The following is a 21,548-nucleotide window of genomic DNA, read 5'->3' on the forward strand; positions in this document are numbered from 1 at the left end:
CCGTAGAGGAGAAATCATGATCGACGTTCTAGTCATAGGGGGCGGCAACGCGGCGCTGTGTGCCGCCCTGATGGCGCGCGAAGCGGGTGCCAGCGTCACGCTGCTGGAGGCATCGCCCAAAGCCTGGCGAGGTGGCAACTCACAGCACACGCGAAACCTGCGCTGCATGCACGAGGCTGAGCAGGATGTGCTGATCGACGCCTATCCGCAGGAGGAATACTGGCAGGATCTGCTCAAGGTCACCGGCGGGCAGACCGACGAAAAACTCGCGCGCATCACCATCCGCGCCTCCTCGACCTGCCGCGACTGGATGCGCCGCCATGGCGTGCATTTTCAACCATCGTTGTCCGGCGCGTTGCATGTGGCGCGTACCAATGCGTTCTTCATGGGCGGCGGCAAGGCCCTGATCAATGCCTATTTTCGCAGCGCCGAGCGCTTGGGCATCCAGGTGCGCTACGACGCCGAAGTGGCTGACATCGAAATGGACAATGGCCGCTTTGTCGCCGCTCACCTGAAGTCCACCGAGGTCGACGGCCAGTGCGTCTCGGGTGAACGCATCGAAGCCCGCGCCTGTGTGCTGGCCGCGGGCGGCTTCGAGTCGAACCGCGAGTGGCTGCGCGAAGCCTGGGGGCAGAATGCCGATGGCGAGTGGCCGGCGGACAATTTCCTGATCCGAGGCACGCGTTTCAACCAAGGCACGTTGCTCAAACGGATGATCGATCAAGGGGCCGACGTCATTGGCGACCCGACCCAAGCGCACATGGTCGCCATCGATGCGCGGGCCCCGCTGTACGACGGCGGCATTTGCACGCGCATCGACTGCGTATCGCTGGGCGTGGTGGTCAACCGCGACGGCCAGCGCTTCTATGACGAAGGGGAGGACTTCTGGCCCAAACGCTACGCCATCTGGGGCCGGCTGGTGGCGCAACAGCCGGGGCAGATGGGTTTTTCGATCATTGATCAAACGTCGGTCGGCCGGTTCATGCCGCCGGTGTTTGCCGGTACGCAGGCTGACACCCTGCACGGGTTGGCCCAAAAGCTCGGTCTGCCGTGCGAAGCGTTCGTCAAGACCATCGAAGACTTCAACGGTGCCTGTCGCGTGGGCACTTTCGACCACACCGCGCTGGATGACTGTCACACCGAAGGCATCGTGCCCGGCAAAAGTCACTGGGCTCGGCCCATCAGCACTCCGCCTTATTACGCCTATCCGTTGCGTCCGGGCGTGACCTTCACCTACCTGGGGCTCAAGACCGACGAAACCACTGCGGTGCGTTTTGCCGGCAAACCCTCGCCCAATCTGTTTGTGGCGGGGGAAATGATGGCGGGCAACATATTGGGCAAAGGCTACACCGCCGGCATCGGCATGGCGATCGGCACCGCGTTTGGCCGCCTCGCGGGCGTGCACGCCGCCGCCGCGCTGGGTTTTCAACATCCATCAGAACCGGCAGGGCATCACCATGGAACTGTTTGACCCCACGACCCAGGCGCGTCCTGACCTGATCCCTGTGCTGAATGTGAATGAGCGCGAAGTCGAACGGCAGATGACCATCTGCAACGCATGCCGGTATTGCGAAGGGTTTTGCGCGGTGTTCCCCGCCATGACCCGCCGCCTGGTGTTCGAGCAGGCCGATACGCACTACCTGGCCAATCTTTGCCACAACTGCGGTGCCTGCCTGCACGCGTGCCAGTACGCCGCGCCCCACGAGTTTGCCGTCAACGTACCGCAGGCCATGGCCCGCGTGCGCCTGGACACCTACGCCGAATACGCCTGGCCACCGGCGCTGGGCAAGCTTTACCAACGCAATGGCCTGACCCTGGCGCTGGCCAGCGGTGCCGGGCTGGCGCTGTTTCTGCTGTTGACGCTGATGGTCGCGGGCAACCTATGGACCCAGGTGGAGGGCGGCAACTTCTACGCGATCTTCACCCACAACACGTTGGTGTGGATGTTCGGTTCGGTCTTTGGTTTTGCGCTGCTGGCGCTCACGCTGGGCGTGCGCAAATTCTGGCGCGAAATCACCCCGGCCCGGCAACCCGTCCCATTGCAGCCGGCGGCAATGGAAGCGGCCAAAAACGTCCTGACCCTCAAGTACCTCGACGGTGGCCATGCACAAGGCTGCAACAACGCCGACGACGCCTTCACGTTATGGCGCCGCCGCTTCCACCACCTCACGTTTTATGGTTTTTTGCTGTGTTTTGCCGCCACCGCTGTCGCCACGCTCTACCACTACCTGGCCGGTTGGTCGGCCCCTTATCCCGTGCTCAGCGTGCCGGTGTTGCTGGGCATCGCCGGTGGTATCGGTTTGCTGATCGGGCCGGCCGGGCTGTTGTGGCTGAACATGCGCCGGCATCCCGATCAGGGTGATCACAACCAGAAACCCATGGACCGCGGATTCATTGCCCTGCTCCTGCTCATCAGCCTGAGTGGCCTGGCCCTGCTGGCCGGCCGTGAAACCCCGGCCATGGCGCTGTTGCTCAGCCTCCACCTTGGCCTGGTCATGGCTTTCTTCCTGACCATGCCCTACAGCAAATTCGCCCACGGCATCTTCCGTAGCGCCGCCTTGCTGAAATTCTCCATCGAGAAGCGCCAGCGGAGTTCGCTGAAGCTGGGAGATGATTGAGCCGAACAGCGTGTGAAGGATTTGCCCCGGCAGACACCCAACACGCTTACCATGGCCCACACAATGGACTCAGTGAACCCAAGGACACCACCCATGCCCGTCAACGAACGCCTGCACAACCGCCGCTTCACCGTCGCCGGCAACACCCACGGCCTCTCCGGCACCGGCACCGTGTTTCATTACCGGGTCGAAGGCAATGCCATCACCAGCACCTACCAGGGCGGTCGAATCCGCACGGGTCACCAAGTGGGCCGCGTCACCGGCCCCGATAGCATCGAACTGCTGTTTCACTGCATCACCGACGACGGCGAGATTCTGTCCGGCTGGTCGCGCGGCACGGTGGGTGTCGATGGGGCAGGGCGCACGACGTTGGCGTTTGTGTGGGGGTGGTTGTCGGGGGCGGAGGGTGGGGGGAGTCGAGTTATGTGGAGTGGGCGGATTAGCAGGATGGGGTTCGCAGACCCCATCAATTGCCCGCTTACTCACGAAGCAATCGCCCAACCTTCTGATAGAGCGATTCGGTAAATGCCGCACTGTCATCCGAATGATGACAACGACGATGACAGTTCGGGCATAGCGCTACCGCATTGCTGGGGCGGTCCGAGCCTTCCCGCGCTAGATGCTTAACGTGATGGACCTCAAGAAACGGTTTGCCTGATTTTTCGAATGGCGCCGGCTCACCACAACCTTCACATTTCCCTGCGGCCTGTTGTCGAACCCATGCCCTGACTTCTGGATCACGGATATACGACTTTCCGCTGGATTGAGTCTGTTGTGGTTTTTCGATTCCCTTTGGCTCATCCGTAATCGGCTGCTGCTCAAGCTTTGTGGCACGCTGCTCGAGTGTCGCCTCGTCTGCCGTTGGAGCGAAATCCTCGGGAGTCGGTGTAGAAGCGTCGAGTGCTTTAAGAATGCTCTTAACAACATTGGCACCCACATTTTTAGCGGGCTTATAGCCCTCAATGCGCCTACGCCCCAATTCGACCAACACGGTAGAAATGTTCTGCATCCGAAATTCGACGGAGCCTTTGGTGCGACCTGCTAACAGCCCTTCGCGTAGGACTCGGTTTTCATGAGCTTTATTGATCGACTGACCAGCCTGCTCGCGCGCGAGCATGCTCAAGTAAGCATCTACTGCGGCCTGAATTTCCGCGTCGTTCCAATCGCTATTGCTCTTAAACGTGTCCATACAATCGCCGAGGGTTGAAAACCCTCGGACGATACTGAGTGGCCATTACCGTTGTCTACGAAAATTCCTACAGTAAGAGATGGCGCTTCCTGCGAGCAATCCTACAGACGTATCACTATCCCAATGAATGCTTGGATAACTGAAAAATATCCATGACTCTGCGCCGCCAAGGCTTAGTCGCTTTCATCGGACTCGGTGCGTGGTCTTCTAACAAGTAAGGCATATCCCGCAGCCTAATCCATCCCTCGCCCTGCCAATGCAGCATGCTCAACGACATTTTCGGCCAATCCAACAAACTCAGCATCGGACGATCTGAATCGTCAGAAGTCTGCGCGTCACGTAACGCTGGTACGACCTGATGGGTCAACCATTCACGCAGTAACCGATTCTCTGGAGCGTAGTGATACACCAACAGCGCATACACGCCAGATTCGCTTAGCATCAGCTGCTTTTCTGGTTGGTGGTAATAATCAATCCACAGGACTTGATGCTGATCTTTATCCAGCTTGCTGACCATGCGATCGCTGAGATGGAAGCCCATCAAGCGGCCAATATCGCGAGCGCAGAACCATGGCTGGTTTTCATGGAGAAAGGCATGAAGAGAGAGATTGTGGCGGCTGAAAACTGTCGAGACGGAAGGCTCTGTGATGACGGCGCGTTTCGAGACTTTGCTAGGCATATTCATTACCTCTACGTGTGAAGTTGAAGAGGGCCGGGGCCCGACGTAGAGGATCTAAGAAATCCCAACAAGCTCTTTCTTTCACACATCGCACATACAAGGCGGATGCCAGCATGCATTCGGTGTGAGGAGATTAGCTTCTACGTTGGGCGTTTCTTAGGCACCTGTGTTGGAGCATAAAGGTGCTTTCAGCGGGTATCAATGTAGAAGTGGCTGGGAATGTTGTAGGGGCGTGGGCGTCGGTGAGTAGGTGGGAGCTACAGAAAATCACGTCAATTAAACAGACGCAAAAAGCCCGGATGTGGCCTTGTGATATCATCGAGGATCGAATGACCTTCTCTAGGATGGACCCGTGATTAAGCAGGTTGCCGGACGCTTTTCTTTAATTTTTTTGCTCTTTTTAGCGATGTCTGTACACGCAGAAACGCTTAAAATTTCTCTGGAAAGCGATGAGCTCTATTTCAAGGCATTGCCATATCTAGAAAAAATTGATGAAGCAGAAAGTGAGCTATTTAGCATTCGAGGCAAGTTGTCACCCGGTGAGAAAATTTCCGATGATTATCGGCAGAGCTACCGGAAAAAAGTGCAGGCACTTTTAAGTGAGGGTGTACCGCCACTCAAGCAATCAGCCGATGAAGGTAACCCTGCTGCACAGTACCGGTTAGCGTGGTTATCTTCGCACTTTGACGATCGCGAACAGGTTGTCGATCAGGTCTGCTCTCTCTTGAGATCTAGCTTGAGCCAGGGCTTTGCTCCCGCTGGATTGAAAATGCTTTTCTACTGCTTCGATGAAGTGAAAACTCCCGGTTTTCTTTCATTGATCGAACAGCTTCCTGCAAGCGACGCCGCGTTTAGCAAGTACTATCCTCAGCCGGCGATGTTGTCGGCTTGCAGACGTCTTGAGCGCGAGACGGCAGTCATATACCTCGATGGAAATGGTTTCCGCGCAAACCTCTATATGAGCCTTGCGACTGCAATGATGAGGCGCAACCTAAAGGAAGAGTATTTCCGCTATCTAGATAAAGCTGCCGAGTATGGTTGCGCTAAAGCGCTTGAGAAGCTTAAGTCTAAAGCTACCAGTTAATGGATTTCATTCCGCTATTGACGTCCGATCGACCTGCGATCGTGCAGTCCAGTGTCTTGTTTTCTTGAGGCAATAAAAAGCCCTGATCAAATCAGGGCTTTTTTGATTCTGCTGTTCAAGCTACCAAACCGCAGCTCACTCGCAAATCAATCCCAGCTCAAAGCCCCACCCGTCTGATACTCAATCACACGCGTCTCAAAGAAGTTCTTCTCTTTCTTCAAGTCCATGATCTCGCTCATCCATGGGAACGGGTTGGTGGTCCCTGGGTACTCTTCTTTCAGGCCGATCTGCGACAGGCGACGGTTGGCGATGAATTTGAGGTAGTCCTCCATCATCGCGGCGTTCATGCCCAGTACGCCGCGCGGCATGGTGTCGCGGGCGTATTCGATTTCCAATTGGGTGCCTTGCAGGATCATTTGCGAGGCTTCTTCCTTCATTTCGGCGTCCCACAGGTGCGGGTTTTCGATTTTGATCTGGTTGATCACGTCGATGCCGAAGTTCAGGTGCATGGATTCGTCGCGCAGGATGTATTGGAACTGCTCGGCGACGCCGGTCATTTTGTTGCGACGGCCCATGGACAGGATCTGGGTGAAGCCGCAGTAGAAGAAAATGCCTTCCAGAACGCAGTAGTAGGCGATCAGGTTGCGCAGCAGCTCTTTGTCGGTTTCGACGGTGCCGGTTTCGAACTTCGGATCGGAGATCGAACGGGTGTACTTGAGGCCCCAGGTGGCTTTTTTCGCGACCGATGGGATCTCGTGGTACATGTTGAAGATTTCACCTTCGTCCATGGCCAGCGATTCGATGCAGTACTGGTAGGCGTGGGTGTGGATCGCTTCTTCGAACGCCTGGCGCAGGATGTACTGGCGGCATTCCGGGTTGGTGATCAGGCGGTAAACGGCCAGCACCAGGTTGTTGGCGACCAGGGAGTCGGCGGTGGAGAAGAAGCCCAGGTTGCGCATGACGATGCGGCGCTCGTCGTCGGTCAGGCCTTCCGGGTTTTTCCAGAGGGCGATGTCGGCGGTCATGTTGACTTCTTGCGGCATCCAGTGGTTTGCGCAGCCGTCCAGGTATTTCTGCCAGGCCCAGTCGTACTTGAAGGGTACGAGCTGGTTGAGGTCGGCGCGGCAGTTGATCATGGCTTTTTCGTCGACGGCGACGCGTGCGGAGGCGCCTTCGAGTTCGGCCAGGCCTTCGGCGATGTCGAGGTTGTCCAGTGCAGTCTTGGCGCGGACAACGGCAGGCGAGTCAGTGGACGTAACGGCGCGAGCTTCCAGGGCGGCGGCACCGCCGGCGCTGTCGAGACGGTCCATGTTGGCTTCGGTGGCGTGGCCGGCGTTGGCGCTCTTGGCCGCTACTTCCGTGTCTTCTTTGTCGAATTCGTCCCAGCTCAGCATGACGTGTCGTCTCCTGCGTGAGGGCCAGAGTGCCCGTGTGAAATTGGATGTCTGTATTTTTCACACGGCCCTGTTGGCCGCGTTGATAGCGTTTTTTGCAGCGGTACACGCAGGCAAATAAACATAATTTTGTACCGGGTTCCGAGAGCCGCCGATGGGCGCAGAAATCGCGGAGGACTTTTGCGTGGGCTTCAGACTGGCAGTCTTCCCTGTAAGGGAATATTGCAGGCCGGTTTAGGCGGCATTATAGGGAAATTTTTGCGGCCGTGGTGGGGCGAATCCGCGCACGGATCGTTCGCGCAGGAGGGTTTTTCGGTCGGAGCGAGGGTTTACAGGGCTTTGGCTGGATATGGCTGTGGCAGATTTTTTTTCATAAATTTTTCAGAGCCATTTTTTTTGTTCAAAAAACAGTCAAAAAAGGCGTTTTTTACTACATCTTGTGTTTTAGTTCGGTTTTTGGCGGGGCTGGACACAACTAAGCCCGACCGAAGTCGGGCTGTGAAGTCATGCTCGTCGATCAGCTGAGGCGAGCGGCACCGACGTGATCCGAACCATCGGCCGCGAGCTTGGAAGCACCCACATGGTCGGCACCGTCAGCAGCGAGTTTGCTTGCACCGACGTGGTCAGCACCATCGGAAGCGAGTTTGCTTGCGCCAACATGGTCGGCACCATCGGAAGCGAGTTTGCTTGCGCCAACATGGTCAGCACCGTCAGCAGCGAGTTTGCCTGCCCCTACATGATCAGCACCGTCAGCGGCGAACGTCGTCGAGACAGCAGCGGCCGATGCCGTGGTGAAAACGGCCGAGCCTGTGCGGTCGTAGCCGTCAGCGGCGAAGGTGTTGGCGGCCAGTACAGAGAGGGTCAGGGCGAGAATCAGTTTGGTTTTCATGGTGGTTGCTCCAGTTCGTCGTCGTTGTATGTCTTGGTGTGGAATTCATACTACGCCGACTAATTTGATTAAAAAGCGCAAATATATGCTTTAACCAATCGTAAAAACCGATCTATACGGTTCGGCGCTTCAGCAGCCTCAAGCATCCAGGCCGGTGGGTCGAACCGTATTGGGAGGGGGCGGTGATCAGCCGTTGGAGCAGCCGTTGCCCATGACGCTGTAGCGCAGGATGTGGCGTTGGCCTTTGGAGTCGTCGTATTCCATTTTCATTGGAACGACTTCACAGACATTGGGAACATCGCTCATGGAGATCACTTTGGCGATGTCCAAATGGGTGGAGTAAGTGTATTCCTCGATAACCGGTTGTTGCTGTGCGACATCAGTCGGGACCTCGTCTGCCATGGCGGTTGCGCACAGGCTGGAGAGGGCCAGAACTAATAAAGCTTTCATTTCGTTTTTACCTTTTAGAGGTCGAGTGGGGTCACGCAACCTTTGTGGGGTTGCGTGTGGAACTTGGGTTTTCAAGTATTTGATTAACGGCCTTCGTGGGGGCTGCAACTGGGTTAATCAGGGTTTGTCTTGTTGCGGGGCGGATTCTAGGCGTGGGGTGGGGATTCATATAGGTGGGGTTTTGATAAACACCTTTGGTAGATTTTGTAACAATCGCTGATTAGGAGGGCTGTGGGCTGGTGATGTCCTGTAGGAGCGAATTTATTCGCGATGGTCGTTAACGATGACGCTGGCTGTCTGAATGCCAGCGGTGCCTGGGCTACCATCGTCGGAACGCCGCCCGGAGCATGCTCGCTCCTACAGGGATTGGCGGGGATGTGTGGTGTTTTGCGTTGTCATGACGTTTTGTAGGGGATTGTTACTACCATCGTCGAATGGTTCTATGGTGCTGGGCGGGCTAAAACTGGACCCATACAAAAACAACTATTCCACCGAGGTAAGAAAGATGAGTGCGGCTTCTCTGTATCCCGTTCGTCCCGAGGTCCTGGCGAATACGCTGACCGACGAGGCAACCTACAAAGCCATGTACCAGCAGTCGGTCGTCAACCCCGACGGCTTCTGGCGCGAGCAAGCCAAGCGCCTCGACTGGATCAAGCCTTTCACCACCGTGAAGCAGACTTCGTTCGACGATCACCACGTCGACATCAAGTGGTTCGCCGATGGCACCCTGAACGTTTCCTACAACTGCCTCGACCGCCACTTGGCTGAGCGCGGCGACCAAGTCGCCATCATCTGGGAAGGCGATGACCCTTCCGAGAGCCGCAATATCACCTACCGCGAATTGCACGAAGAAGTGTGCAAGCTGGCCAACGCCTTGCGCGGCCAGGACGTGCACCGTGGCGATGTGGTGACTATCTATATGCCGATGATCCCCGAGGCCGTGGTCGCCATGCTGGCCTGTGCCCGCATCGGTGCGATCCACTCGGTGGTGTTCGGTGGTTTCTCGCCGGAAGCCCTGGCCGGTCGCATCATCGACTGCAAGTCCAAAGTGGTGATTACCGCTGACGAAGGCATTCGCGCCGGCAAGAAGATCTCGCTCAAGGCCAACGTCGACGACGCGCTGACCAACCCGGAAACCAGCAGCATCCAGAAAGTCATCGTGTGCAAGCGCACCGGTGGCGACATCAAGTGGAACCAGCACCGCGACATCTGGTACGAAGACCTGATGAAAGTGGCGGGCACCGTGTGCGCGCCGAAAGAGATGGGTGCCGAAGAAGCGCTGTTCATCCTTTATACCTCCGGCTCCACCGGCAAACCCAAGGGTGTGCAGCACACTACCGGCGGTTACCTGTTGTATGCGGCCATGACCCATGAGCGCGTGTTCGACTACCGTCCGGGCGAAGTCTACTGGTGCACCGCCGACGTGGGCTGGGTCACCGGCCACTCCTACATCGTCTACGGCCCGCTGGCCAACGGCGCCACCACTGTGCTGTTCGAAGGCGTGCCGAACTACCCGGACATCACCCGGGTGGCCAAAGTGGTCGACAAGCACAAGGTCAACATTCTCTACACCGCGCCCACCGCGATCCGCGCGATGATGGCTTCCGGCACCGCCGCCGTGGACGGCGCTGACGGCAGCAGCCTGCGCCTGCTGGGATCGGTGGGTGAGCCAATCAACCCGGAAGCCTGGGACTGGTACTACAAGAATGTCGGCAAGTCCCGTTGCCCGATCGTCGACACCTGGTGGCAGACCGAGACCGGCGGCAACATGATGAGCCCGTTGCCGGGCGCCCATGGCCTCAAGCCGGGTTCGGCGGCACGTCCGTTCTTCGGTGTGGTGCCGGCGCTGGTCGACAACCTGGGCAACATCATCGAAGGCGAGGCCGAGGGCAACCTGGTGATTCTCGACTCGTGGCCAGGCCAGGCGCGTACGCTGTTTGGCGACCACGACCGTTTTGTGGACACCTACTTCAAGACCTTCCGTGGCATGTACTTCACCGGTGACGGTGCACGCCGTGACGCCGATGGTTACTACTGGATCACCGGCCGTGTGGACGACGTGCTCAACGTCTCCGGCCACCGCATGGGCACTGCCGAAATCGAAAGCGCGATGGTTGCGCACCCGAAAGTCGCCGAAGCGGCAGTCGTGGGCGTGCCGCATGACATCAAGGGCCAGGGCATTTATGTCTATGTGACCTTGAATGGCGGTGAGGAACCCAGCGAGCAACTGCGCATCGAGCTGAAAAACTGGGTACGTCGTGAGATCGGCCCGATTGCTTCACCGGATGTGATCCAGTGGGCACCGGGGCTGCCGAAGACCCGTTCGGGCAAGATCATGCGCCGCATCCTGCGCAAGATTGCCACGGCCGAGTATGACGGGCTGGGTGATATCTCGACCCTGGCGGACCCGAGCGTGGTGCAGCATTTGATTGATACGCACAAGACGATGAACGTGGCTTAAACACCGGTTTTGAGTGAAAGCCCTGTCGGTGTAAGCCGGTGGGGCTTTTTTCTGCCTGATGGTTTTGTGGTGCAATGGCTGGCCTCTTCGCGAGCAAGTCGAGTCGTCGCACCGCCGCTCCCACAGGGATCAGCAGTGTGGGAGCGGGCTTGCTCGCGATGGGGTCAAACCAAACACCGGATAAACGCCAACCAATAATTATCGACATCTCCTGTCATCCATTTCCCACTGTTACCCCGGGTGTAACCACTCGCACCGCCCCGGGGCATCCGGAAACGCTTATGCCCTGATCAGGGCCACAAATGCGCTGCAAAAAAATAACCCCTAACGCTGCGCTTGCCGGATTAGAAGGCTTTGCCAATAATAGGCCCGCAATTTGCAGCATAGATCGGTTCACTGTCTTTTGCCCTTGCATGAATTTGCAGGGCTGTCAACGCGCCCGAGCGGCTTTCTCTACGCATCTGTAACTAGTTGTCGCATTGAAGAAATATCGACCTCGGGCCTGTCGTTAGAATGCCGATCACTCGCTCGTCGTTGCCGGTGTTGAAAAAACCACCGGCTTCCTAGGACGTAGCCACACAATTGCGGTCCCACTCATTCGCATATTGGGCTGTCGCTCACTCTGCCGTTTTCGCCCTTTACCGATGGAGTACCAAGATGAAGAAACTCGTGCTGCTTGGCGCCCTGGCACTGTCCGTGCTGTCCCTGCCAACCTTCGCCGATGAAAAGCCGATCAAGATCGGTATCGAAGCGGCTTACCCTCCATTTGCCTCCAAGGCACCGGACGGCAGCATCGTGGGTTTCGACTACGACATCGGCAACGCCCTGTGTGAAGAGATGAAGGTCAAGTGCTTATGGGTCGAGCAAGAGTTCGACGGCCTGATCCCGGCGCTTAAAGTGCGCAAGATCGACGCGATCCTGTCGTCGATGTCGATCACCGAAGATCGCAAGAAATCCGTGGACTTCACCAACAAGTACTACAACACCCCGGCTCGCCTGGTGATGAAGGAAGGCACCCAGGTCAGCGACGGCCTGGCCGAGCTCAAGGGCAAGAACATCGGCGTGCAGCGTGGCTCGATCCACGAGCGTTTTGCCCGCGAAGTCCTGGCCCCGCTGGGTGCCGAGATCAAGCCATACGGCTCGCAGAACGAAATCTACCTGGACGTGACCGCTGGCCGCCTCGACGGCACCGTGGCAGACGCTACGCTGCTTAATGACGGTTTCCTGAAAACCGACGCCGGCAAGGGCTTCGCGTTTGTGGGTCCGGCCTTCACCGACGTCAAGTACTTCGGCGACGGCGTGGGTATCGCCGTGCGCAAGGGTGACGCGCTGAAAGAGAAGATCAACAGCGCCATCGTGGCCATCCGCGAAAACGGCAAATACAAGCAAATCCAGGACAAGTACTTCGCCTTCGATATCTACGGCAAGTAACACGTCCAGGCGACAAGTCCGAAATGGCGCAAGCAACAGGATCTCTGCGGTTTGCGCCATTTTTTCATCCCAACTTTCGAGGACCTGAATCATGTTGAAAGGCTACGGGGCTGTCATCCTCGATGGCGCATGGCTGACGCTTCAGCTCGCCTTGTCGTCCATGGCGCTGGCCATCGTCCTGGGGCTGATCGGCGTGGCGCTGCGTCTGTCGCCGGTGCGCTGGCTAGCCTGGCTGGGCGACCTGTATTCCACGGTGATTCGCGGCATTCCCGACCTGGTGCTGATCCTGCTGATTTTCTACGGCGGCCAGGACCTGCTCAACCGCGTGGCGCCGATGCTCGGCTTCGACGATTACATCGATCTCAACCCGTTGGCCGCCGGTATCGGCACCCTGGGCTTCATCTTCGGGGCGTACCTGTCGGAAACCTTCCGTGGCGCGTTCATGGCGATCCCCAAAGGTCAGGCCGAAGCGGGTATGGCCTACGGCATGAGCAGTTTCCAGGTGTTCTTCCGGGTGATGGTGCCGCAGATGATTCGCCTGGCGATTCCTGGCTTCACCAACAACTGGCTGGTACTGACCAAGGCCACCGCGCTGATTTCGGTGGTGGGCCTGCAAGACATGATGTTCAAGGCCAAGCAGGCGGCGGATGCCACCCGCGAGCCTTTCACCTTCTTCCTCGCAGTGGCGGCGATGTACCTGGTGATTACCAGCGTCTCGTTGCTGGCATTGCGTCACCTCGAGAAGCGCTACTCGGTAGGCGTAAGGGCGGCTGAGCTATGATCTTCGACTACAACGTCATCTGGGAGGCCTTGCCGCTGTACTTTGGCGGGTTGGTGACCACCCTCAAACTGCTCGCGCTGTCGCTGTTCTTTGGCCTGTTGTGCGCATTGCCGCTGGGCCTGATGCGCGTGTCGAAGAACACCGTGGTCAACGGTGCCGCCTGGCTCTACACCTATGTGATCCGCGGCACGCCGATGCTGGTGCAGTTGTTTTTGATCTACTACGGCCTGGCGCAATTCGAAGTGGTGCGCGAAAGCTTCCTCTGGCCATGGCTCTCCAGCGCGACCTTCTGCGCCTGCCTGGCGTTCGCCATCAACACCAGCGCCTACACCGCCGAAATCATCGCCGGCAGCCTGCGCGCCACGCCCCACGGCGAGATCGAAGCGGCCAAGGCCATGGGCATGTCGCGCTTCAAGATGTACAAGCGCATCCTGCTGCCGTCGGCCCTGCGCCGTGCACTGCCGCAGTACAGCAACGAAGTGATCATGATGTTGCAGACCACCAGCCTGGCCTCCATCGTGACCCTGATCGACATTACCGGTGCCGCGCGCACGGTCAACGCCCAGTATTACCTGCCGTTCGAGGCGTACATCACCGCTGGCGTGTTCTACCTGTGCCTGACCTTCATCCTGGTGAAGCTGTTCAAGATGGCCGAGCGCCGTTGGTTGGGCTACCTGGCCCCGCGGAAGCACTGATATGGAACGTATTGATCATTGTTTGCCATGGAGCCACCTGGGCAGCGAGCGGCAGATTTCGGTATTCCGCTTTGGCAGCGGCGAGCGCAAGGCCTACATCCAGGCCAGCCTGCACGCCGACGAGCTGCCCGGCATGCGCACCGCCTGGGAACTGAAAAAACGCCTGGGCGAACTCGAAGCCCAGGGCTTGCTCAATGGCGTCGTCGAACTGGTGCCGGTGGCCAACCCGCTGGGGCTTGGGCAATTGCTGCAAGGCAATCACCAAGGGCGTTTCGAGGCGGGCAGTGGCAAGAACTTCAACCGTGATTTCGTCGAGCTCAGCGCGCCCGTTGCGGCAGCGCTCGCAGGGCGCCTGGGCGATGACTCGCACGCCAACATCCGCCTGATCCGCCAGGCCATGAGTGATCACCTGGCCTCCTTGCCGGCGGCTGCGAGCCAGTTGCAGGGCATGCAGCGCATCCTGCTCAGCCACGCCTGCACCGCCGATGTGGTGCTGGACCTGCATTGCGATGCCGAGGCGGCGTTGCACATGTACGCCTTGCCGCAACACTGGCCACAGTGGCGTTCGCTGGCGGCGCACCTGGGTGTGAAGGTCGGGTTGCTGGCGGAAGACTCCGGCGGCAGCTCGTTCGACGAAGCCTGTTCGCTGCCGTGGTTGCGTCTGTCGCGGCAGTTCCCCGACGCGCAGATTCCATTGGCGTGTCTGGCGACCACCATTGAACTGGGTGGCCAGGCCGACACCGCGCGCGCGGATGCCGAGGCCTACGCCGACGGCATCCTGGCGTTCCTCGCCGAACAAGGGCTGATCGGCGGCGAGTGGCCCAAGCCCGAGCGCGACGCCTGCGAAGGCATGCCGTTCGAAGGCACCGAGTTGCTGTTTGCGCCGCATCCGGGGGTGGTCAGCTTCCTGCGCCAACCCGGCGAGTGGGTTGAGGACGGTGACGAGATTTTCGAAGTGATCGATCCGTTGGCGGATCGGGTCAGCACGGTGTGTGCTGGTACGTCCGGGGTGCTGTTTGCCATTGAACGGCTGCGTTATGCCCAACCCGGTTTCTGGCTGGCCAAGGTGGCGGGGCGCGAAGCGCTGCGTCACGGGCGCTTGCTCAACGACTGACTGACTGTTTTTGTGAGAACCGACAGCATGTACAAACTTGAAGTCCAAGACCTGCATAAACGCTATGGCAGTCACGAAGTGCTCAAGGGCGTGTCCCTGAAAGCGGCCGCCGGGGATGTGATCAGCATCATCGGCTCCAGTGGCTCCGGCAAAAGTACCTTCCTGCGTTGTATCAACCTGCTGGAGCAGCCCCACGCTGGCCGCATCCTGCTCAACAACGAAGAGCTGAAACTGGTGGCCAACAAGGAAGGCGCAATGAAAGCCGCCGACCCCAAGCAGCTGCAACGCATGCGTTCGCGCCTGTCGATGGTGTTCCAGCATTTCAACCTGTGGTCGCACATGACCGCGCTGGAAAACATCATGGAAGCGCCGGTTCACGTGCTGGGCGTGGCCAAGGCCGAAGCCCGCGAGAAGGCCGAGCACTACCTGAACAAGGTCGGCGTGGCCCACCGCAAGGACGCCTACCCGGGCCACATGTCCGGCGGCGAGCAGCAGCGCGTGGCGATTGCCCGTGCGCTGGCCATGGAGCCGGAGGTGATGCTGTTCGACGAACCGACTTCGGCGCTCGACCCGGAGCTGGTCGGCGACGTGCTCAAGGTGATGCAGGCCCTGGCCCAGGAAGGCCGGACCATGGTGGTGGTGACCCACGAAATGGGCTTTGCCCGTGAAGTGTCCAACCAACTGGTGTTCCTGCACAAAGGCCTGGTGGAGGAAAGCGGCAACCCGCGCGAAGTGCTGGTGAACCCGCAGTCGGAACGGTTGCAGCAGTTCCTGTCGGGTAGCCTGAAGTGATTTGAGGCTGCTTTGTGCACCTCAATGGTGCATGCTTCAGCCCCCTGTAGGAGCGAGCGTGCTCGCGATGGCGGTGTGTCTGTACCACAGATGCAAACTGATACACCGCATCGCGAGCAAGCTCGCTCCTACAGGGTATACGGGCTAGCATTGTGGCCCATGCCTTCAACACTTGATTTCGCTTCGGATTGCCCACCATGACTGCCCATCGAATTGGTTTCCTGATTTGGCCCAGCACAAAAGCCCTGACGCTTGCGCTGGCTGAGGAGGCCTTGCGTGTTGCCCAGCGTGTGCATCCCGAAGTGGTTTACGAGCTGTCGTTCCTGCAGGCCGAACCGCCTGCCGAGGGGGCTTGGCAATTGCCGGGCGAGGCGTGGACCGGCAAGCTGGAAAACTTCCAGAAACTGTTCCTGCTCGCCGATGAGCCGCCGACCACGTTGGCGCCAGCGCTGAGCAGTGCCTTGAAGCAACTGGTGCGCAGCGGATGCGTGATCGGCGGGTTGTCGGCCGGGGTCTACCCGCTGGCGCAGCTCGGTTTGCTCGACGGTTATCGCGCCGCCGTGCATTGGCGCTGGCAGGACGATTTCGCCGAGCGTTTCCCCAAGGTCATCGCCACCAGCCATCTGTTCGACTGGGACCGCGACCGCCTGACCGCTTGCGGTGGCATGTCGGTGCTCGATCTTTTGCTGGCGGTGTTGGCCCGCGACCACGGCGCCGAATTGGCCGGTGCGGTCTCCGAGGAGCTGGTGGTCGAGCGCATCCGCGAAGGCGGCGAGCGTCAGCGCATTCCGTTGCAGAACCGCCTCGGCTCCAGTCACCCGAAGCTCACGCAAGCCGTATTGCTCATGGAAGCCAATATCGAAGAGCCGCTGACCACCGACGAAATCGCCCAGCACGTGTGCGTGTCCCGTCGGCAGCTGGAACGCATCTTCAAGCAATACCTCAACCGCGTGCCGAGCCAGTACTACCTGGAACTGCGCCTGAACAAGGCCCGGCAGATGTTGATGCAAACCAGCAAGTCGATCATCCAGATCGGCCTGTCATGCGGATTCTCGTCGGGGCCGCATTTCTCCAGCGCCTACCGCAACTTCTTCGGTGCCACGCCGCGAGAAGATCGTAACCAGCGGCGCAGCAGCAGCCCATTCGAGTTGTCATCGGTGCCAGCCGAGCGCGGCTGACGCCGGTTTACTCGTCCGCCGCCGACGCTTGGGTCGCCAACAGCGGCGGTTCACCTCGATCACTGACGGCGTCCACGCTGAAGCTGATGCCGGTCTTTTCGTAATAATCGGTCAGTCGCCCCAGGGCGTCCTCGGTGAACGGGTTGTTTCGCAAATGCAGGTTTTGCGCAATGGCCGCAGGCACCTCGAGGATGTCGCTCGGCACGTCAGTGATGGCGTTGTTGCTGAGGTCCGCCCAACCCAGTTCGCCTCGGTTGAGCAAGCCATTGGGCAACTCGGTGATGCCGGTATGGTCCAGCAGTACGTTGACGAGGTCCGGCATCTGGCTCAAGTCCGGCACCTGCCCCAGCGGGTTGGACGCCAGGTCGAGGTACTGCAGCCGCTCCAGGCCGGCCAGGGCGTTGGCCGATTCCACGGTCAGCGTAATGCGACAACCCGGCAGCGCCAGTGAGTGCAGGCGACCCATCTTGTACACCGCGTCGGGGAGGTTGCCCAGGTCAAAATTGTGCAACCTGAGGCGCTTGAGGTTGGGGAGCGCCTCCAGGAATCGCCCGATGCGCGTCAGTCCATCGACACTGCGCAGATCCAGTACCGACACGTGGCTGAAGTCGGCGCGCAGGGTCGGCAGTTCACCGAGGATCGGCGCATTGATCACCAGCTCATAGGTAGGCTCCATCCGCTCATCGAAGCCATCAAGCTCCGTTTCATGGCGCCAGCCGCTCAAGAGTACCTGCATGAATTGCTCGCGATTGACGTGCTCGGCGAACAATTGCTCGGCATCGAGCGCCTCATCCGTCAGCGGATGTCGGACCGGCAATTCGGTGGTCCAGGTGTCGAGATCGCTGCTCACGCGACCCAGTTCTTCTTCCAGACTGGTCAACATGGCCCGGCCCTCGGCGAAATTGCCGGGCAGTTCGTACACGAAGTCACTCGCCTGGGTGGGCTCCAGGATCGGGTACAACGACAGGACGCGCTGTACATCCGCCTCGGGCGCCGCCACCCCAAGATCGTAGGAAGTCTCGAAATAGTGCTGCTTGATCTGCTCCAGTGACGCATCGTCGAGCGGATTGTTCGTCAGTTGGATGCCGCGCCTTTCGTACACCTCGCTCTCGAACAGGTCGGCTGGCAATTGGCTGATGACGTTGTTCATCAACATCAGCGTGTCGAGCCGGGGGTGTTGCAGCGCGCCAAGAGGGATGGCGGTCAGGCCGGCGCCGCTGAGGTCCAGATGCTGAAGGTTCGGCAGCGAATCGACCTGCACAATGGTCTTGAACTGATTGGCAGACAGGTCCAGGTGCTTGAGGGTCGTGATCGATGCCAGTCTTGACCAGGCGGCCTCATCGAACGTGATCGCGCAGTCGCTGAGGGTCAGTGTCTCGAGTGGCGCGCGTGGGCCGACGGCTTCAGGCAATGAGTCGAGGGCGAACCCGTGCAGCTCCAGCCGGCGCAGGCCGGTAAAGGATTTCAGGAACGCGGGCGCGCCCTGGGTGGCCTTGTCGCCCCTCAGGATAAGGGTCGACACATGACTGAAGTCGGCGCGCAGGGCAGGCAGGTCACACTGGATCGGCTCGGCAAAGCGCAGTATGTAACGCGCGCTGCCGTCGGCGGCATCCACGTCGCGCTCGGACTGACGTTGCCAACTGCGCTGGATCTCCAACGCCAGCAAGCGGCGGTTGTGATGCATGGCCTGACGGTCGACGGCGTCCAGTGCCAACCCGGTGTCAGGGCTGAAGGTCGGTGTTTGGCGGATCCAGCGATCCAGGTCCGTGTACAGTTCCTGGGACTCGGTGGCGAGGCGCGAAAGCGCCATGCGCGCACCGTCGGGATGATTTTGCAGGCGCGAAATCTGCGCGCGTAGCTCTTCTCGATCAAGGTTGGGATAAATCTCGCGAACCCGCGCATCGAGGGTCGGGGTGGAGCTGTTGCGGCGAAAGTAACCCTCGGTGCCACCGGGCAGGCGCATGGTCGCCGGGTCGTACAGGGTCTTGCGATGCGGGTGCCTTGCCAGCAACGTGCGCAACGACGGTGTGCGTGCCGCCTGGTCGATGATGCGTCGCTTGAGCGCTTCACCGTCGGCTTGGGACAGTTCCAGCACATCGCGTTGCTGCTTGCTCAGTGCTTGCAGGATGGCCTCATAAAAGGTGCCTGCCTGTTCGCTGTGTTCGGCCAGATGGACCGTACCGTCCGCGGCGCACACCAGGGTCTTGTGAATGGGCGCTTCGTCCGGGCCAATGCGGTCCAGCACTTCACCGGTTGTGGAGTAGGCGCGAAGGTCGATGCGCAAATCGTCCGGCCAGCCATACATCGACTCGAGGCTGTGCAAGGCCAGGCGCTGGGTGTCGAGCGTTTGTGCGCCGCGCAGGTAAAACCCTTCGAACGCCCGGGCGGTCCGCACGGCCTCCATGGCCTTGTTGGCCACATCCTGGAGGCGCCTCGGCACTTGCCCTTCATGCATTTGCTTGAGTTCGCTGCCCGTGGCGTTGTCCACCAGCTCTTGTGCAATGTCGGTCGGCAGACCGCGTTCCACACCTTGCAGCAGTTGCACATGGCGATCGGTGGTTTTTTCGAGTTCATCGTAGCGATAGCCGAAAAAGGTCAATGGGTTGGTCAGGGCCTCCTCGCGCTCGGGGTGGTCGGGCTGTTCAATCAGGGCACGGATGTCGCGATCGATCTTCAAGCGCTTGATCGTGTCGGTCAGCAGTGACGGTGGTCGCTGGTTCTCCACGTGGGATTCGCGCAGCACATTGTCGTGAAAGCCGCTGATGCGCAGGATCTGCTCGCGCTCGAGGCGGGTGAACCCCTCGACGCTGTGGCCGAGGCGGCGCACCACCGTGTCGCGGTCCCACGCCAGGGGATCGTCAAGCAAGGTCTGCCAGGCCCCGTGACCGTTGTGCCGCAGCGGCGGCTGGAAAGCATCGGTACGGTCGGGATGTTCGATCTGGTAATGCCCGGTCTCGCTGTCCGGTTTAACGGCGTACAGTTTGTTTTCATGGCGCAGCAGGGTTTTGTCCTGATGGTGATACAGCCCCAGCTCATCGGGCTTGGCGGAACTCGGCAGCGTGATCGACTGCTCGTAGGGTGTCAGGTCCGGGCGCCAGTAGCGCATCTGGCCCGTGCGTGTTTTCACGACGTTGAGCGAGGCGAACAGCGCCAGTGTTTCGGGTGAGAGCACGCGACTCAAAGCCTGCGTGACGAGGGCGCCGCCTGCGGCGAACAGGCCCACTTGCGCCACCGATTCGGTCAGCGCTATCAACTGGCCGAAGGCTTCGGTTTGTAAGCCTTCAGCCCAATCGATGATGCCTTCGAAGGTGGTGTCGAGGAGCTGGTAGGCCATGTAGCCGAGCATCAGCTCACCCAGAAACGGCACGAAGGGCAAGGCTACGAATGACGCGACTTCGACGATTGCACCGGCCACTTTATTCAAGCTTTCCCACAGCGCCCAGCGTGCGGCGCGGTCGGTGCTGGCCGTGGATACGGCCATGTGGCTGGCGTCGTTGAGGATCTTGTTCAGTTGGCGTTGATACAGATGAGTCCACAGGTCGGTCTTGATGGGGGCCACCGCGAATCGCAGGTTGGGATGGTCGATGGGGGTGTCGCGCCAACTGGGCAGGGGGTCGCCGCGCGTAGGGTGATGCCAGGTGACATGGCTCAGGCGACGGCTCAGGTCGGCGAAGAAATACCCGCGCTCGTGATGCTCGACGAAGCGGCTGAAGAATGCCTGGTACTGGGGGTCGCGCAGCTTGAGGGTCAGCGCTTCAATGAAGGTCGCCGGGCTGGCGTAGAGTTTGAGCGGATGGTACGGGTCGTCGGGGATGTAAACAATGATCCGCGTGGTGGCCCGTGAACGTATGGCCTCAGGCGCGAACACCAGGATGCCGGTCAGTGTGGAAGACATCATCGTCAGGTCATGTCCGAGCAGCGGCTGGCCGTCCATCTGCGCGACTTCGCGACCCTCCACATTGTCGAGCATCGTCTGGAAGAGGTCAGTAGGCAGGTCGTGGCGCAGGTGGGCCAGGTGCAGGGCGGCACGCAGGGCGGTTTTATGGCTTCCAATGACGTCGGTCATGACCACCTCACTGGCCACCGGACTGGTCAGACCGAGCGTCTCGTTGAGGTAGGCCTGGTACTGGTTGCCGATGTCCAGCTCGCGGCACAGTTGGGCAAAACGTGGGATAGGCAACTGTTGCTCGACCGCGGGCAAGGTCTCGAAATGACCGTGGGGTGAGGGTTGGGTGATGTAGGTGGATTCCGGTTCAAAGGCGGCGACGTGGGTGTGCGACTCTTCGAAGTTGTGCAATGCGGCGTCCAGCAACGAGATCGTCCAGGCGCGTGCGGCACCCGATGGGATAGGGAACCAAGGGATGTGCTGCGGGATGTACAGGCGCAGGTAGGTGGCCTTGACGTCCAGTTCAAGGCCGAATCGGGTTTTGATGGCAGCGGTCAGCAGCGGTAGGGCGAAGTCCCTGGGGTTTTGCAGGTTGGCCAGCCTCGACTCGAGGCGGTTGCGCTGGGTCATGTGGTCGGCGCAGGCTCCGTGCAACGCCTGATGTCGTGCGGTCTGATGCGGTTGCAAGCGGGCGTTTTTCAGCGCCTTGCGTGTGGTGGGCGATGCTTTGAACAGCCAGTCGGGCAGGTTGTCGACAGCGTGATGAACAGGCGCGTCAGGCGTTGCAGTGAAAGTTTGCGGGTTCATGGCTCGAGTCCTTGAGCGTTTTATTGAAGCGCAAGCAAACCAGACGGGGCAGGGCCGTGTGCGGTAGATAGTTACCGCACGGGATGGGTCCACCAATCAC

Annotated in this window: 16 protein-coding genes and 1 pseudogene; 11 read left to right on the forward strand and 6 right to left on the reverse strand. The window is 59.6% G+C overall.

Features of this window, described 5'->3' with window-relative positions; all coding sequences use genetic code 11:
- The first annotated feature begins 16 nt into the window (after positions 1–16).
- The 3 genes and pseudogenes from tcuA (at position 17) to AB4O36_RS03405 (ending at position 3,061) form a co-directional block, all read left to right on the forward strand.
- A complete protein-coding gene (tcuA, locus tag AB4O36_RS03395) occupies positions 17–1,471 on the forward strand; it encodes an FAD-dependent tricarballylate dehydrogenase TcuA (protein ID WP_460141055.1) in 1,455 nt (484 codons plus the stop codon).
- The gene (gene tcuB, locus AB4O36_RS03400; RefSeq protein WP_460141056.1) at positions 1,458–2,618 is read left to right on the forward strand and encodes a tricarballylate utilization 4Fe-4S protein TcuB; all 1,161 of its coding nucleotides are present in this window, start codon (positions 1,458–1,460) and stop codon (positions 2,616–2,618) included. The genes tcuA and tcuB overlap by 14 nt, the downstream gene beginning before the upstream one ends.
- Before the next feature lie 63 nt (positions 2,619–2,681).
- A pseudogene (locus tag AB4O36_RS03405) lies at positions 2,682–3,061 on the forward strand (hypothetical protein).
- Between the two features lie 35 nt (positions 3,062–3,096).
- Here the strand turns inward: AB4O36_RS03405 and AB4O36_RS03410 are convergent.
- Both AB4O36_RS03410 and AB4O36_RS03415 read right to left on the reverse strand, forming a co-directional pair.
- Positions 3,097–3,807 carry an HNH endonuclease gene (locus tag AB4O36_RS03410; RefSeq protein ID WP_460141057.1) on the reverse strand — a complete coding sequence of 237 codons (711 nt, stop codon included), beginning with the start codon at positions 3,805–3,807 and terminating at the stop codon, positions 3,097–3,099.
- A gap of 115 nt (positions 3,808–3,922) precedes the next feature.
- Positions 3,923–4,486, reverse strand: coding sequence for a BRO-N domain-containing protein (locus tag AB4O36_RS03415; protein WP_460141058.1), 564 nt, complete (start codon positions 4,484–4,486; stop codon positions 3,923–3,925).
- A gap of 352 nt (positions 4,487–4,838) precedes the next feature.
- On the opposite strand from AB4O36_RS03415, the gene AB4O36_RS03420 reads away from it, so the two are divergent.
- Positions 4,839–5,570, forward strand: a complete 732-nt coding sequence (locus AB4O36_RS03420) for a hypothetical protein (RefSeq protein WP_460141059.1) — start codon at positions 4,839–4,841, stop codon at positions 5,568–5,570.
- A 146-nt stretch (positions 5,571–5,716) separates the two neighbouring features.
- Here AB4O36_RS03420 and AB4O36_RS03425 read toward each other — a convergent pair whose 3' ends face one another.
- The 3 genes from AB4O36_RS03425 to AB4O36_RS03435 all read right to left on the reverse strand — a co-directional run bounded on the left by AB4O36_RS03425 (position 5,717) and on the right by AB4O36_RS03435 (position 8,303).
- Positions 5,717–6,964, reverse strand: a complete 1,248-nt coding sequence (locus tag AB4O36_RS03425; protein ID WP_460141060.1) for a ribonucleotide-diphosphate reductase subunit beta — start codon at positions 6,962–6,964, stop codon at positions 5,717–5,719.
- 517 nt (positions 6,965–7,481) lie between these two features.
- Positions 7,482–7,853 (reverse strand): hypothetical protein, encoded by a 372-nt coding sequence (locus AB4O36_RS03430; protein WP_460141061.1) that lies wholly within the window; start codon positions 7,851–7,853, stop codon positions 7,482–7,484.
- 186 nt (positions 7,854–8,039) lie between these two features.
- Positions 8,040–8,303 (reverse strand): DUF2790 domain-containing protein, encoded by a 264-nt coding sequence (locus AB4O36_RS03435; protein WP_460121697.1) that lies wholly within the window; start codon positions 8,301–8,303, stop codon positions 8,040–8,042.
- A gap of 505 nt (positions 8,304–8,808) precedes the next feature.
- Here AB4O36_RS03435 and acs point away from each other — a divergent pair.
- The 7 genes from acs to argR all read left to right on the forward strand — a co-directional run bounded on the left by acs (position 8,809) and on the right by argR (position 16,755).
- Positions 8,809–10,764, forward strand: coding sequence for an acetate--CoA ligase (gene acs, locus AB4O36_RS03440; RefSeq protein ID WP_460121699.1), 1,956 nt, complete (start codon positions 8,809–8,811; stop codon positions 10,762–10,764).
- A 657-nt stretch (positions 10,765–11,421) separates the two neighbouring features.
- Positions 11,422–12,195 (forward strand): ABC transporter substrate-binding protein, encoded by a 774-nt coding sequence (locus AB4O36_RS03445; RefSeq protein ID WP_460141063.1) that lies wholly within the window; start codon positions 11,422–11,424, stop codon positions 12,193–12,195.
- Positions 12,196–12,286: 91 nt separating this feature from the next.
- Complete coding sequence (locus AB4O36_RS03450; RefSeq protein ID WP_460121703.1) at positions 12,287–12,976, forward strand: ABC transporter permease; 690 nt, start codon at positions 12,287–12,289, stop codon at positions 12,974–12,976.
- Positions 12,973–13,671: an ABC transporter permease gene (locus AB4O36_RS03455; RefSeq protein WP_460141064.1), complete on the forward strand. Its 699-nt coding sequence runs from the start codon at positions 12,973–12,975 to the stop codon at positions 13,669–13,671. Before AB4O36_RS03450 ends, AB4O36_RS03455 begins: the two co-directional genes overlap by 4 nt.
- A gap of 1 nt (position 13,672) precedes the next feature.
- Positions 13,673–14,785, forward strand: coding sequence for a M14 family metallopeptidase (locus tag AB4O36_RS03460; protein WP_460121707.1), 1,113 nt, complete (start codon positions 13,673–13,675; stop codon positions 14,783–14,785).
- A 27-nt stretch (positions 14,786–14,812) separates the two neighbouring features.
- Positions 14,813–15,577 (forward strand): ABC transporter ATP-binding protein, encoded by a 765-nt coding sequence (locus tag AB4O36_RS03465; RefSeq protein WP_460141065.1) that lies wholly within the window; start codon positions 14,813–14,815, stop codon positions 15,575–15,577.
- A gap of 197 nt (positions 15,578–15,774) precedes the next feature.
- Positions 15,775–16,755 carry a transcriptional regulator ArgR gene (gene argR / locus AB4O36_RS03470; RefSeq protein WP_460121711.1) on the forward strand — a complete coding sequence of 327 codons (981 nt, stop codon included), beginning with the start codon at positions 15,775–15,777 and terminating at the stop codon, positions 16,753–16,755.
- 7 nt (positions 16,756–16,762) lie between these two features.
- Here the strand turns inward: argR and AB4O36_RS03475 are convergent, their stop codons facing one another.
- A complete protein-coding gene (locus AB4O36_RS03475; protein WP_460141066.1) occupies positions 16,763–21,448 on the reverse strand; it encodes a dermonecrotic toxin domain-containing protein in 4,686 nt (1,561 codons plus the stop codon).
- Positions 21,449–21,548: the final 100 nt, after the last annotated feature.

The organism is Pseudomonas sp. S2_E01 (genome assembly GCF_054668365.1).

Coding starts and splice junctions, on each gene's coding strand:
- tcuA (WP_460141055.1), top strand. CDS start 17: ATGATCGACGTTCTAGTCATAGGGGGCGGCAACGCGGCGCTGTGTGCC.
- tcuB (WP_460141056.1), top strand. CDS start 1,458: ATGGAACTGTTTGACCCCACGACCCAGGCGCGTCCTGACCTGATCCCT.
- AB4O36_RS03410 (WP_460141057.1), bottom strand. CDS start 3,807: ATGGACACGTTTAAGAGCAATAGCGATTGGAACGACGCGGAAATTCAG.
- AB4O36_RS03415 (WP_460141058.1), bottom strand. CDS start 4,486: ATGCCTAGCAAAGTCTCGAAACGCGCCGTCATCACAGAGCCTTCCGTC.
- AB4O36_RS03425 (WP_460141060.1), bottom strand. CDS start 6,964: ATGCTGAGCTGGGACGAATTCGACAAAGAAGACACGGAAGTAGCGGCC.
- AB4O36_RS03430 (WP_460141061.1), bottom strand. CDS start 7,853: ATGAAAACCAAACTGATTCTCGCCCTGACCCTCTCTGTACTGGCCGCC.
- AB4O36_RS03435 (WP_460121697.1), bottom strand. CDS start 8,303: ATGAAAGCTTTATTAGTTCTGGCCCTCTCCAGCCTGTGCGCAACCGCC.
- acs (WP_460121699.1), top strand. CDS start 8,809: ATGAGTGCGGCTTCTCTGTATCCCGTTCGTCCCGAGGTCCTGGCGAAT.
- AB4O36_RS03445 (WP_460141063.1), top strand. CDS start 11,422: ATGAAGAAACTCGTGCTGCTTGGCGCCCTGGCACTGTCCGTGCTGTCC.
- AB4O36_RS03450 (WP_460121703.1), top strand. CDS start 12,287: ATGTTGAAAGGCTACGGGGCTGTCATCCTCGATGGCGCATGGCTGACG.
- AB4O36_RS03455 (WP_460141064.1), top strand. CDS start 12,973: ATGATCTTCGACTACAACGTCATCTGGGAGGCCTTGCCGCTGTACTTT.
- AB4O36_RS03460 (WP_460121707.1), top strand. CDS start 13,673: ATGGAACGTATTGATCATTGTTTGCCATGGAGCCACCTGGGCAGCGAG.
- AB4O36_RS03465 (WP_460141065.1), top strand. CDS start 14,813: ATGTACAAACTTGAAGTCCAAGACCTGCATAAACGCTATGGCAGTCAC.
- argR (WP_460121711.1), top strand. CDS start 15,775: ATGACTGCCCATCGAATTGGTTTCCTGATTTGGCCCAGCACAAAAGCC.
- AB4O36_RS03475 (WP_460141066.1), bottom strand. CDS start 21,448: ATGAACCCGCAAACTTTCACTGCAACGCCTGACGCGCCTGTTCATCAC.